Source organism: Larkinella punicea (genome assembly GCF_003334855.1).
In the GTDB taxonomy this organism is placed as follows: Bacteria; Bacteroidota; Bacteroidia; order Cytophagales; family Spirosomataceae; genus Larkinella; species Larkinella punicea.
Genome location: NZ_QOWE01000011.1, coordinates 218,846 through 231,285, shown reverse-complemented (window position 1 = coordinate 231,285; position 12,440 = coordinate 218,846). Strand labels below are relative to the sequence as shown.

General features: G+C 50.7%; 11 protein-coding genes. 5 read left to right on the top strand and 6 right to left on the bottom strand.

From position 1 onward, the window contains the following. Nucleotides 1–18: 18 nt before the first annotated feature. Together DUE52_RS15365 and DUE52_RS15360 are read right to left on the bottom strand one after the other, a co-directional pair. Entirely contained in the window at nucleotides 19–378 is a 360-nt protein-coding gene (locus DUE52_RS15365) for a hypothetical protein (protein ID WP_114406907.1), read from the bottom strand. A gap of 128 nt (nucleotides 379–506) precedes the next feature. Beyond that, nucleotides 507–1,649, bottom strand: a complete 1,143-nt coding sequence (locus DUE52_RS15360; protein WP_114406906.1) for a putative sensor domain DACNV-containing protein — start codon at nucleotides 1,647–1,649, stop codon at nucleotides 507–509. A 216-nt stretch (nucleotides 1,650–1,865) separates the two neighbouring features. Between DUE52_RS15360 and DUE52_RS15355 the strand changes: the two genes are divergently transcribed. The 3 genes from DUE52_RS15355 to DUE52_RS15345 all read left to right on the top strand — a co-directional run bounded on the left by DUE52_RS15355 (nucleotide 1,866) and on the right by DUE52_RS15345 (nucleotide 7,721). Continuing rightward, a complete protein-coding gene (locus DUE52_RS15355) occupies nucleotides 1,866–3,860 on the top strand; it encodes a PAS domain-containing sensor histidine kinase (RefSeq protein ID WP_114406905.1) in 1,995 nt (664 codons plus the stop codon). 559 nt (nucleotides 3,861–4,419) lie between these two features. Continuing rightward, complete coding sequence (locus DUE52_RS15350) at nucleotides 4,420–6,141, top strand: hypothetical protein (protein WP_114406904.1); 1,722 nt, start codon at nucleotides 4,420–4,422, stop codon at nucleotides 6,139–6,141. A gap of 245 nt (nucleotides 6,142–6,386) precedes the next feature. Then, a complete protein-coding gene (locus tag DUE52_RS15345; RefSeq protein WP_114406903.1) occupies nucleotides 6,387–7,721 on the top strand; it encodes a DUF2254 domain-containing protein in 1,335 nt (444 codons plus the stop codon). A 185-nt stretch (nucleotides 7,722–7,906) separates the two neighbouring features. Here DUE52_RS15345 and DUE52_RS15340 read toward each other — a convergent pair whose 3' ends face one another. The 3 genes from DUE52_RS15340 to DUE52_RS15330 all read right to left on the bottom strand — a co-directional run bounded on the left by DUE52_RS15340 (nucleotide 7,907) and on the right by DUE52_RS15330 (nucleotide 10,567). Beyond that, a complete protein-coding gene (locus tag DUE52_RS15340; protein WP_114406902.1) occupies nucleotides 7,907–8,308 on the bottom strand; it encodes a response regulator in 402 nt (133 codons plus the stop codon). A 186-nt stretch (nucleotides 8,309–8,494) separates the two neighbouring features. Further along, nucleotides 8,495–9,373, bottom strand: a complete 879-nt coding sequence (locus tag DUE52_RS15335; RefSeq protein ID WP_114406901.1) for an alpha/beta hydrolase — start codon at nucleotides 9,371–9,373, stop codon at nucleotides 8,495–8,497. Nucleotides 9,374–9,412: 39 nt separating this feature from the next. Beyond that, the gene (locus DUE52_RS15330) at nucleotides 9,413–10,567 is read right to left on the bottom strand and encodes an esterase (RefSeq protein ID WP_114406900.1); all 1,155 of its coding nucleotides are present in this window, start codon (nucleotides 10,565–10,567) and stop codon (nucleotides 9,413–9,415) included. A gap of 277 nt (nucleotides 10,568–10,844) precedes the next feature. Between DUE52_RS15330 and DUE52_RS15325 the strand changes: the two genes are divergently transcribed. Further along, nucleotides 10,845–11,399 carry a DUF4468 domain-containing protein gene (locus tag DUE52_RS15325; RefSeq protein WP_114406930.1) on the top strand — a complete coding sequence of 185 codons (555 nt, stop codon included), beginning with the start codon at nucleotides 10,845–10,847 and terminating at the stop codon, nucleotides 11,397–11,399. 3 nt (nucleotides 11,400–11,402) lie between these two features. Beyond that, the gene (locus tag DUE52_RS15320) at nucleotides 11,403–11,903 is read left to right on the top strand and encodes a hypothetical protein (RefSeq protein WP_114406899.1); all 501 of its coding nucleotides are present in this window, start codon (nucleotides 11,403–11,405) and stop codon (nucleotides 11,901–11,903) included. A 133-nt stretch (nucleotides 11,904–12,036) separates the two neighbouring features. On the opposite strand, the gene panD is transcribed toward DUE52_RS15320, so the two are convergent. Continuing rightward, nucleotides 12,037–12,390, bottom strand: a complete 354-nt coding sequence (panD, locus tag DUE52_RS15315; protein WP_114406898.1) for an aspartate 1-decarboxylase — start codon at nucleotides 12,388–12,390, stop codon at nucleotides 12,037–12,039. Nucleotides 12,391–12,440: the final 50 nt, after the last annotated feature.

The following is a 12,440-nucleotide window of genomic DNA, read 5'->3' as shown; positions in this document are numbered from 1 at the left end:
ACGCGGGAAAGGTATACGTTACGCCAACTGCTGGCGGATGGTCGGGAGGTGCAGCTTGTTCGGATCGGTCCGGAGCCGCAGTTCGGTGTATTCGTATTCCTCTTCAAACAAATCCTGAAGCTCGTGGACGTACTGGAGATACCGGCGGGTTTGCACGCACAGCCAGCAATTCATACCCGGAATCAGGCGGGAATCTTCAAAAATCCAGGAGTTGGCGGAAGGGTCCGGCCAGTAGCCAAAAGCGATGAGCCAGGGTTTGGTGAGCTTGATGGGCTGGGGACGGTTGGGCGGCTGAAGTTCTTTCAGAAGCGTTTCGGTCAACAGGACCGGCTCATTGTGAATGAGGTAATAGCGATTCGGTTTGGGACGGTGGAGCATCCTTCAGAGATAACGTGAGGTTTTACTAAAATACGCAGAAAAGCAGAATACAAGTAACTTGTATTAATAAATCGTTACATAAGTTTAGCAACCGGTCTAAAACCACTGAAAACAAGCGGTTTTGGCGCTTATAATAACAACGAATCGACCCGATGGGCGTGTACCATCCCGTAGGTTTCCGACCAGGTAAAAATTGTAAAACGACCGTCCTGCGAGGCCACCAGGGCCACCGCATCCCGTTGGTCGAATACAAACTGAGCCGCCGACAGGTGCCGGGTCCCGCCCGTCTGGGTGGGTTGCACCCTGGCTGGTTTATTGCCAATAACCGGTTCGGTGATGATGATTTGCTCCACCCGGTCGGTGGTTTCAGAACGGCCTATTTTGGCACCAAACCCCAGCACTTCGTAGCGATCGTTGATGATGGTTGCGCCATCGACCGACGTCAGGCCGGCAATGGCCTCGACGGCCAGATTCACCGCTCCCCGCCATACGTTCTGGCTGGCCGCGTCTGATTCCTGCTGCAACAGATCCGCCAGCCGCGAAAACACCGGCACCACGGGGTATAAAATCGGCTGAAGAATGGAATCACGCCAGGACTGACTGACCGACGGAACCACCAGCAGCGAACCACCCCGGCCGTGTGCCCGCATGGACACCGCCAGTTGCACCAGAATGTTCATCGAATCGTTCCAGAACGACGGCAGTTTGAAACCGAGCATGGACGTGACGACATCCGGACAATCGGGCGCCCGGGCGGTGCCTTCGTCCACGATTTTAATCTGATCGCCCTTCAGAATGGCGACGTTGACAAACTTGCCAAAACCGTCCATCCGCCGGTGTTTAATAACGAGCAGACCGGGTTCGATCACTTCCAGCACGAGGCAGTTGCCCGGAATTTCACGGGTGGTTCCCCAGATGTACAATTCCTCGTTTTCGTGCCAGACACCCAGATGAATGCCGGGGCGCTCGACGGCGGGGGCCAGTTTGGTCAGCACGGCGGGAGTAAACCGCAGGCGATACCCAAAAATCAGGGGTTCACCCGCTTGTTCGGGGGGCAAAAAGGCCAGCGTCACTTTGGGCGAAACCCCTTCTTCGTGTCGCAGGCTGGCCCAGAAAGCCGTATCGATCATGGCTTCAATTTCGGGCGCATAAGGCTGATGCCCGGTGTCCTCCCCGCCATTGCGGGTTGCCGTCGCAAAGTGATGGGCAAAATAGGTTTCTATGGTTCCCGAAACCAGCCGGGCTGCCTGATAAGTTGATTCAGCGTACATCGTCTAAAGTAAGCAATATTGCACTGAAAAGATTCGAAAGCCGCTTTTTAGTTCCCGGTTTAAAAACACCCGGGCCGGAATATCATCCGGTTATTCCAAAGCCCTTTTCCAAAAGACTACTGAACGGACGACTGAAATGGTCGCAATCGCTGATAATTCAGCTACATTTGGTTATTTTTAAGGGTATATTACGTAGATGAGCGAAGAAATTTACCTGTGAATACGGATTTAGGAACGGGCGGGGACGCCCACGATAGCACGGCCGAAAGAATGGCACGGGTGGACGAGCATTTTGGAAACCTCATTGCCCAGGCTCCCGTGGCCATCAGCATTCTGAGTGGCCAAAATCTGGTGATTGAAACGGTCAACAACGCCATGCTGGAATTGTGGGGAAAAGATGCGTCCATTCTTAATCGTCCCCTGTCCGACGCCCTGCCCGAACTTAAGGATCAGGGATTCATCGAATTACTGAAAACCGTTTATGAAACGGGCGTTCCCCATTACGGGTTTGAAACGCTGGCGCAACTGCAGCGCAACGGTCAACGGGAAGACGCCTATTTCAATTTTGCCTATGCACCGATGCGGGAAAACGGGAAGCACATCACCAACGTCATGGTGCTGGCAACTGAAGTAACTCCTCAGGTTCAGGCAAAAATAGCGCTGAAAGAAAGCGAGCAGCGGTTTCGCAATCTGATCGAAGAAGCACCGGCGGCCATGAGTCTGTTTGTCGGCCCGGAGATGATCATCGAGTTGCCCAACGAAGCGATGCTGAAGTTTTGGGGGAAAGGAGACACTGTTACGGGGAAACCGCTCCGGGAAGCCCTCCCGGAACTGGTAGGGCAACCGTTTCTGACCATTCTGGATGAGGTTTACAGAACCGGCATTGAATTTTCGTCGCAGGAGTCCGAAGCAGTGCTGGTGGTGGACGGCAAACCCGGTATTTACTATTTCAATTTTACGTATAAACCGTTGCGCAATGCCGACGGCGAGGTGTATGCGATTCTGGACGTGGCCATTGACGTAACCGAACAGGTGCTGGCCCGCCGGAATGTGGAAGCGAGTGAAGTGCGGTTTCGCACGCTTCTGGAGGCCATTTCGCCCATGACCTGGACGAATACGCCCGAGGGAGAAGTCAATTTTTACAACCAGCAATGGTACACCTATACCGGGCTGGATTATGAGCAGACCAAGGCCTGGGGCTGGCAGGCCGTGGTGCATCCCGACGACCTGCCGTATACCCTGGAAACCTATTTGAAATCGCTGAAAACCGGGGAGGTGTTTGTGGTCGAAAACCGCTACCGGCGGGGCTCCGATGGCATGTACCGCTGGCATCTGAACCGGGCGCTGCCCATTCGGGACGAAACCGGGACCATTATGCTCTGGGTGGGAACGGCCACCGACATTCACGAACAGAAACGAATCGAAGCCGAACTGGAAAGTCAGGTTCAGGCGCGGACGCGGGAACTGAAAGAATCGAACCAGGATTTGCTCCGCTCGAACGAAAACCTGACGCGGTTTGCCTACGTGGCTTCCCATGATTTGCAGGAACCGCTGCGCAAAATTCAGTCGTTTGGCAGCCTGCTGCAAAGCCAGTATGCCTCGAACCTGGGCGACAATGGCCTGGATCTGATCAACCGGATGCAGTCGTCGGCGGGGCGTATGTCGGAGTTAATCAAGGACTTGCTGGCCTATTCCCGCATTTCAACCCGCCAACAGACTTTTGATCCGGTTTCCTTGACCCACATTCTGACGAAGGTATTGGAAACGCTGGAATGGCAGATTCAGCAGGCCGGGGCTGCGATCCAAAGCGACGATTTGCCAACGATCAACGGCGATGCGTCTCAGTTGGGGCAGCTCTTTCAGAACCTGTTGTCCAACGCCATCAAGTTCAGACGACCGGATTCCACACCCGCCATTCAGATCAGCTACGCGAAACGGTCCGCTTCCGATTTACCCTCCAGTGTTCGCACAACCCGGCAGACCAGCCACTACCATTTGATCAGCATCACCGACAACGGGATTGGTTTCGACGAAAAATACGCCGACCGGATTTTTGAAGTATTTCAACGCTTACACGGAAAATCGGCCTACAGCGGCACGGGCGTGGGTCTGGCGATCTGCCAGAAAGTAGTTGAGAACCACGGCGGAGCCATCACCGCCCACAGCCAGCCGGGGCAGGGCAGCACGTTCCGGGTTTATCTGCCGGTGTGAAGCTTATGGTTATATAGCTTGGGCTTATTGAGTAAGTGACGTATTCTACCCACCGGTAGTAACAAATCAATACCTAAGTTAAAAATAACTCCAAATCCTGAACCGGATTTGAATTAACTAAATTTATTGTCAAATTGCACTGGAAATCACTCTCCACGTTTCCAGTTACTATTATTTGCTTTTCGTAAAAAAACCCTTACCAAACAGGCTAAACTGAAAGATTTTACGCTGCGCTTAAGACGCAGGAACTATTCTTGTCACAGCACGCATTAAAACACATGCACTTAGAAAATAGTGCAGTGTTGCTGCATTTAGCCACAAAAAAGATAATCCGAGTAGCACAATTTCTGGCTTAAATGGGCTTATAAACTTATTTTCAATGTGGAAAAATTGTAAAAAATTTAATTAACTGAGGCTATACTCCTGCATAATAAACTTATCCTACCCAGGTTTAAGTTCCGGCAACGTATTGGCTATAGGCAGCTATCCTATTTATTATACTAATTTGACACACTTTAATTCCATAAAAGTATTCTCTCAATTCTACTTTTCATTCCCAATGAGAATTATATCCTTTAAGAACACACCTTTATTTCAATGGCTATCTGTACTTATATTATTATTTCCTGTATTATTCTACAGTTCGATCCTTATACCATCATTAGCCAACTTTCCATTCTATGACGATTTTTTCTGGTATAACAAGCTCATCCTTCAAGCCCACAACCAGCCGCTCCTGACCCAACTCGAACTAATCACCCGGCAGCACAGCGACCACCGGCTTATTTTCCTCAAAGGAAGTGCGTTACTGATGGCGTCATTGGGACCATTTGACTTTCGATGGCCCATCCTACTCACGAATGGGATCTTCTTTTTATTCTCAGCACACCTGGTTATTAGTATTTACCGCGTCACCCGGTTTTGGCTATTTGCCGTTCCTTGTGTGTTCATTCTTTACCAGTTTCTTCCCTACACAGTCGTTTTTTCCTACGGACTGCAAACACTCGGCGTTCTTTTATTTCTCTATTTTGCTTTTTTCTATGTCTGGAAAACTGATCGACTTGCTTATATCGTGACGGGCGTATCAGCTATTTTATGCGTCTTAACGAATACCAACGGATTGATTCTACTACCCATACTAGCGGTATTATATAGTCTCACTCACCGTTTCAGGGCCGCTCTTCTTTACGGTTTCTTTACACTGCTGGCCTTTGGTACGTATTTCCTGGGTAACTATAAGTGGAATGCCGGCACCATTAAGGTTGAGAATACAGAAAACGGACTTGCCCAGTATTTTCTTTTTTTGGTGGAATTGCTTGGCTCGGTTTCAAATACAAGCCTGGTTTTTGGCCATACACTGGCCATCGCACTCGGCTCACTGATGCTATTGTTTATTGGCTGGGCTATTGTGAAGCAAATCGATCAGGTTGACTGGAAGCACTGGTACATAAGCCCTGTATCTAAACCTGCCGATGCCCGGAGGCATCTAATCTTAACAGCCGTTTGTATGTTAGGCTTTCTTCTTTTCTCCTGTCTCCTGCTAACCTATAAACGTTTCGGCGGTACCACTTTATCAAATAATATTGTTCCCCATTACCGGCAGTATTCTTCGTTTACGCTCTGTTTTTGCTATTTGGCAGGCCTATTACTCATAGCAAGACCTCGCTTAGAGTGGATCTATGTACTTTCCTGCTCTTTGTTAGCCCTACTGATCAATGTGTTTTCTTATTTATACATTCATCAGGATCTTCGTTTTTACACGCTATCCTTACGTGCAGACACCTATAACTGGCAAGAAAATCGTTCCATCCTTTTTTTCCCTCCTGTTGAAGGCGATAAAGCCTGGCGGACAATTACAAACGAAATGGCGTTGTCCTATCAGAAGCACCTGATTGCAGCTCCTCCTGCGCCTATACGAGCCTCTACCGTTTCTGGAGTGCTGCCTGCCACCGTGAGTCAGGTATACGATGGCCTTGCTGTCACATTAACCGACTCAATGCAAAACATACCGTATTTAAGAAATGCCTTTATTGTTCTTCGCAATAACCAACATGCTTTCTACTTCCCATTCATCAATCAAGTCAATGCACCCGGAGCCATTTTGCGAAAGCAGGCTGTAGTTAATCAATCAGGATATGCCGTCATTAGCCGGTATATACCCAATTTCGTTTTACCACCCGGCACTTATCAGACCTTTTTGTTTGATGAGACGCAACAAACCATGCAGCGACTCGGCGCAAGAGTCGAAATCCCGCATCGGGAAAGCACTACGAATTACTAGTTACGTCAGCCCATTAGAAACAGAATACCGCAACCTTACTTTGATTGGGAAGCAAACAGGGGGCCACAAATCTGCTGTATCAATTCCGGCAAATTTAAGTTTCGGGATAGTTTCTGGTTTTTTCAATTTATGAAGATGGACTAACGCCAGAATCATTATGAAAACGTTCAATTTTTAAAACCAACATTTTCGCCAGTGAGGGAGTTGAAGCTTCAGTACTTATTTTCTTAGAGCACTCCCTTACAATGCAAATCCGACTTTATCAGTATTGGCAATCCCTACAGGAGTCGCTCTGGTTCGTTCCAACACTCATGGTGTTTGCCTCCTTTGGAATGGCCTACGGATTGATCACCTTCGACGCTGAAACGTCCTTTGATGGCGCCAAGCGATTTCCGCTCTTATTCGGTGCAGGGGCTGAAGGCTCCCGGAGCATGTTAACGGCCATTGCCGGATCCATGCTAACGGTCGCTGCCCTGGTTTTTTCGTTGACTCTCTCAACCATTACTCAGGTAAGTAGCCAATATTCGCCCAGAGTGCTGCGCAATTTCATGCGCGACCGCAGCAATCAGGTCGTTATGGGTTATTTTGTTGGCGTATTCGCTTACTGTCTCATCGTACTCGGAACCATTCGCGGCACCGAAGAACAAAAGTTTGTCCCGTCAACGGCGGTTTTGATGGGATTGCTCTTGGCGTTGGGGGGCGTGGCCGCCCTCATTTTTTTTATTCATCACATCGCCGAATCCCTGCAGACAGGTACGATTGTGGAACACATCAGCCGCGAAACGATCAAGGTAATTGATGAGCTATTTCCCCGTGAATCTGAAAAACCGGTTGAAATACCTCCCGGAGATGATGCTCGCTGGCGCCGTGTCGAGACCCGGTCCGGCTGGCAACCGGTTTTATCCACACAATCGGGCTACATTCAACACATCGACCTGGATGAGGTACTTCGCTGGGCGATCGACCACCGGGCCTTACTGCGTGTAGAGCAGACCATTGGCTCTTTTGTTGGCGAAAAAGCACTGCTTTTCAGTGTATGTTCCAACGACGAAAAGCCCGGCAGTTTTGATTCCAACCATCTTCATAAACTATTGGATCAAATAGCGATCGGCCGTCATCGAAACATCGAACAGGATGTCGCTTTCGGAATTCAACAATTGGTGGATATTGCCCTAAAAGCACTTTCTCCCGGCATTAACGATACGACGACCGCAATTATGGCGATAGACTACGCAGGTGCCATTATGGAGCGACTGGCATCCCGAAATTTTCCTGCGCCGTTTCGCACCGATAATGGGCAACTTCGCATCCTGGCCCAGTCTGCGGGCTTTGATCATTACCTCCGGCAAACCTTCGATCTGATCCGGATCAATGCCAAAGGAAATCACGCGGTAATCCGGCGTTTGATGCGTGCGCTGTCTTTAGTCGGTTGCCAGTGCCTGGACGATGATCGGAAGGCCCTCATTCGCGAACAGGCGCACCTTCTGTTGCAATATGCGGAGCAGACGTTAACCACCCCCTATGAAAAGCGGCAAGTGCAGACTTTGTATCATGAAATGGCAAGTTCCTGGTCAAACTGATCCAGCTTGCTCATGACGCAAATCAAAACTTGCCCTCTTTGATTCAGTTATCGATTCGAATTGAATTCGAAGGCTGCCCCAAGCTTTCGTTAAGTCTTTCGAAGTTCTCTCTGGTAACCGACCAAAAGGACTATTTTAAAGACATTGGCTGGCCGGCCAACCTGCTCTACCGCTGGCGCACGGACCTATTCTGATCGCGAAGCAAACAGGGGGCCACAAATCTGCTGGACAAATTCCTGCCAGGCGGTGTAGTCCGTCGGTTTGACCCAACACCAGGCAACATCCAGTTCCCGGCAGCGAACTTCCCAGTTTGGGTCGATTTCGGAGCTCATCCACGCAAATGGAACGGTCTTCAGCGCCGGTCTCGACCGGAGCAATTCCGTCAGTTCAAGCCCATCCATCCGGGGCAGGTGATAGTCGATTAAAATCAGGTTGGGAACCGTCACAGCAGTATCCAGGTAGGTCAACAAGCTGGCAGCATCGCTAAACGGATTGAGCTGGCAGGTGCCACCAATCTCTAACATGGCTTTTTGCATCAGCCACAAATCATCTTCATCGTCGTCAACTACCAATACAAGTGGCTTCATAAAAATCTGTTAACGGGCAGACGCCTGTACAACAGGAGCGTTGTCGCACTTTCCCAGGACCGAGAAAAACTCGTTTTTCTTAAAACTCGTTTCCGGCTGATTTGTTCGACATATTATGAAGACTGGTACTCCAGGCCGTATTTGAAAGGCCGGTTGGTTTCATCCGACCCTTCAAATACCTTCATGTTATTGCGCAACCGTCACGCCATTCGTTTTCAATACCTTGTGAAAAAACAAAAGGTGATAGGGCAGCGAGTTTTCCCAGTAGTCCCAGGTATGACCGCCGGGGTGTTCGGTGTAGTCGTGGGGAGTCTGGTTGTAGACCAGCCGCCGGTGTAACTCCCGGTTGGGCTCGATCAGAAAATCATCCACCCCGCAGTCGATGATCAGTTTCAGTCCGTTGGCTTTCATTTTATCGGCCATAAAAACCACCGAATGATCGGCATACGGATCGGGCGTTTTGCCCAACGGACCGAGAATCCGCTCAAACCGGGGCGAAATCTGTTTGGCAAATTCGGGCGTAATACGCCAGTGCGTCGGGTTCAGATCGAGTGCCCCGCTCATGCTCCCGGCGGCACAGTACAGGTCCGGGTGGCGCGTCGCCAGATACAAAGCCCCGTGTCCGCCCATGCTCAGGCCCGTGATGACACGCCCTTTCCGATCCCGAATCGTGCGGTAGGTTTGGTCGATCTTCGCCAGCACTTCTTTCGTGAGGTAGGTTTCAAACTGGCTGTCTTTCTGAAACGGACTGTCCAGGTATCCGCTCAGGTTTTCGCCCTCCGGGGTTACAATGATCAGGTTGTATTGATCAGCCAGATTGTGCAGCAGCATTTTGTCAGGCGTACTTGATAGCCAGTCGCTGAACCGCCCGCCCCCGCCGTGGAGCAGGTACAAAACCGGGTAAGCGGCTTTGCTTTTGGCATACGAGTTGGGTAGAACCACAGCCGCGCGCAGGTTCTTCTGCATTACGGCACTGGGAATGTCCAGCGAATCGACTTTGGCACCGAACGAAACGGCACCGGCCAGCAACAGGCTGAAAAAGAGAAGGTAACGAAATGGATTCATGGATGGTTTTGGTCAAAAGTTGAGCAAATCAGAAAGCCATCAGCGGAAAAGCAGCGGCACATATTCGTTGAGATACTGCCGCCAGTTGGTCCAGGTATGCCCCCCCGCCGTTTCCTTGTACTGGTACTTGATCTGGTGTTTGTCGAGCAGCGCCATCGTTTTTTTATTGGCATCCATCACAAAATCGTCTTTGCCAATTTCAATCCAGAACAGCTTCTTGTTTTTGTTAAAACCGGGATCATTCAGCGCACTGGCGTATTTGGTTTCGGCTTCGTCGATGGTCGCACCGAAAAAACCGGAGCTGAACACGCCCACGTAATTGAACAGTTCGGGCCGGGACAAGGCCACATCCAGCGTTTGAAAACCGCCCATCGACAGCCCGGCAATGGCCCGGTTTTCGCGATTGGTCTGCGTTCGGTAGGTTTTCTCCACATACGGCATGATTTCTTTCAGCAGTTCATCGGCAAACAACGCCCGCATCTGCTGCATCGCAGCCGGATTGGGCATTCCCGATGAGGGCGGAAGCGGCATGCTGCCGTTGGGCATCACCACAATCATGGGTTTGGCCTGCCCGGCCGCCAGCAGATTGTCGAGAATGAACCCCGCGCGACCGACCGTCGGCCAGCCGGAATCGTCGTCACCCCCGCCGTGGAGCAAATAAAAAACCGGGTATTTCGTCGTTCCTTTTTCGTACCCTGGTGGCGTATAAACGTGCATCCGGCGCGCCATGCCCAGCGTATTGGACTGATACCAGACCTGCCGCAATTCGCCGTGTGGCACCGGGCGGTTGTCCTGAAAAACCGTCTCCGCTCCCGGCAATGCCATCACGTTTTCCAGACTGCTCATCCCCTGCTTGATCACCGGATTTTTGGGGTCCATCGTCCGAACGCCATCGACCGTCAGCGTATAGGTATAATAATCAGGTTTCAGAGGCCCAACCGTCACCGACCAGACGCCATTCGCATCTTTGGTGAGGTTCAGCGGTTTCATTGCCGTCATAAAGTCGCCTACAACCGTCACCTCACTAGCTTTGGGGGCATAAAGCTGAATTGCAACCCGGTTGTCGGTCAGTACTTTGGGCGATTTGAGCGTATCGTTGGGCGTGGGTTGCCGCGGGGGCGTTTGCGCCAGGGTCTGATAACCCAAAAGCAGGGCCGCGATCAGCAACCCGCTGGAGGTAAGCATACGATTCATAAAAATTTCGGCTAAAGGTTGGTGTGCCAGTGGCGGCTTTCACCAAAAATAGGGAAAGGTTTCATATTGTAAAAAATACAGAAAGGTTTTTTTGAAGTATTAGGAGATCAAGTAGTACATTTTTTCCACCTGCGGTTCTTCTCCCTGCCCGCATCGGTCCGTCAATTATCCGCTTTTCGACCCTGCTTATTCACCCAATACCGCCCAGTATCGCTTCCGGCTGGACTTGGCGGTATTCGCAACCGTATTTTTGACCGGAAATAACAAATACACCACTATGAAATTGATCCTCTTTACCCTGTTGCTTGCCGGTATGATGAACGCAGAACCCGCCAAGGCCGATTGTCCACCCGTGGTTGCCGACGGCAAAATCCACGGCATTTTACCCGTTCTCAATCAAAAAGTCGCTTATAATGAGGTAGTCGACTGCGGCAGTGTGTCGCAGATCGACCTGTTCCGACGCGCCCGGTTGTGGGCGGCAAAATCGTTCCGGTCGGCCGGCGAAACCTTCAATGTGAGTGACAAGGAAACCGGTGATCTGGTCGGGAAAGCCGTTCAGGTCGTCACCCTGCCGCGTTCCGAAACCTCCGCCGGCGGTGTTTATTCCTTCCGCTACACCTTCGTCATCGAATGCGCCAACCGCAAATACCGGGCAACGATCACGCATATTGAACTCATCGAAGGTGGTATTGATTCAAAGTCCGTTCCGGTTGAAGTCTATTGCCAGAAGAATGACAAGGATTTACGGGCGATGTATACAGAACTCGACAAACACCTCAAAAATGTGCTGGCGTCGCTTCAGGACGAGGTGAAAAATTACAAAGCGTTTTAATTCATGAACCGCACCGTCTCCTATTTTGCCGGTCCCGAACTGGTCTGGGTTCTGATGCTGGCCGTTACCGCCTTGCTGGCGGCTCGCAACCCGGGTACGGATGCCGGCAATGAGCAGTTGCTGAGTTTTGGCTGGTTTTTGCCGCTCCTTGGCGTGTGGCTGTCGTTTGTTCCCCTGTTCTGGGCTCCCGGCAGCCCGTGGTGGTGGTTGCTCCGGATCGTTGTCGGCGGTTGTGTCGGCATTGTGATTTTGGTTACGATTCTTTGCGAAGCGGTCGATTACCACGACAGTCGCAATTCGGGCGTTGGCAGCGGCTATATCGTCTTCATCAGCCTGGGTTATCTGGCATTGTTCGCCAGTGCCGTTGTAGCCGCTTTGTTCTTTCTCACGAAGTGGAATTTTATGCCGGTGCTGAAATGGGGACTGATTGTCATTGGTGGTTTAACGGCTTTTTTCAGCCTGATTTTCTGGATTGCCTCCTTCGGAAAAAATGCGGCTTCCTGAGCAATCCCTTCCATTTTTCCCATAAAAAACGCCCGGAAGGCGAACCTTACCGGGCGTTTTCAAAAAAGGCAGGCGCGTCTAAAACCGTCAGCGTCCTGTGTTACGGTACGTTTTTCGAGTTGGGTTAATGCAATCAGGCCGTCACCAGACGGTTATTACCATCGGGAAAAACGACCACTGGCTTGTACGATTTCGCTTCATCGGCGGCCAGCATGGTGTAAGACAGAATGATGATGATGTCGCCAATCTGCGCCTTGCGGGCGGCTGCACCATTCAGGCAAATGATGCCCGTACCGCGTTCTCCTTTAATCACATACGTGATCAAACGTTCCCCGTTGTTGTTGTTCACAATGTGAACCTGCTCATGCTCAAGCATGCCTGCCGCATCCATCAGATCTTCGTCGATGGTAATGCTACCAACGTAGTTCAATTCGGCCTGCGTCACCCGGGCTCGGTGAATTTTGGATTTCATTAGAGTTAGAAACATAGCTATATGGTTAGATGGATAAGATGCAATTCAAAGACGCTGTTGGCTGC

What these genes read in the sequence shown, in the direction of transcription:
- DUE52_RS15365 (WP_114406907.1), bottom strand. Translation starts at nt 378, where the DNA reads ATGCTCCACCGTCCCAAACCGAATCGCTATTACCTCATTCACAATGAG.
- DUE52_RS15360 (WP_114406906.1), bottom strand. Translation starts at nt 1,649, where the DNA reads ATGTACGCTGAATCAACTTATCAGGCAGCCCGGCTGGTTTCGGGAACC.
- DUE52_RS15350 (WP_114406904.1), top strand. Translation starts at nt 4,420, where the DNA reads ATGAGAATTATATCCTTTAAGAACACACCTTTATTTCAATGGCTATCT.
- DUE52_RS15345 (WP_114406903.1), top strand. Translation starts at nt 6,387, where the DNA reads ATGCAAATCCGACTTTATCAGTATTGGCAATCCCTACAGGAGTCGCTC.
- DUE52_RS15340 (WP_114406902.1), bottom strand. Translation starts at nt 8,308, where the DNA reads ATGAAGCCACTTGTATTGGTAGTTGACGACGATGAAGATGATTTGTGG.
- DUE52_RS15335 (WP_114406901.1), bottom strand. Translation starts at nt 9,373, where the DNA reads ATGAATCCATTTCGTTACCTTCTCTTTTTCAGCCTGTTGCTGGCCGGT.
- DUE52_RS15330 (WP_114406900.1), bottom strand. Translation starts at nt 10,567, where the DNA reads ATGAATCGTATGCTTACCTCCAGCGGGTTGCTGATCGCGGCCCTGCTT.
- DUE52_RS15325 (WP_114406930.1), top strand. Translation starts at nt 10,845, where the DNA reads ATGAAATTGATCCTCTTTACCCTGTTGCTTGCCGGTATGATGAACGCA.
- DUE52_RS15320 (WP_114406899.1), top strand. Translation starts at nt 11,403, where the DNA reads ATGAACCGCACCGTCTCCTATTTTGCCGGTCCCGAACTGGTCTGGGTT.
- panD (WP_114406898.1), bottom strand. Translation starts at nt 12,390, where the DNA reads ATGTTTCTAACTCTAATGAAATCCAAAATTCACCGAGCCCGGGTGACG.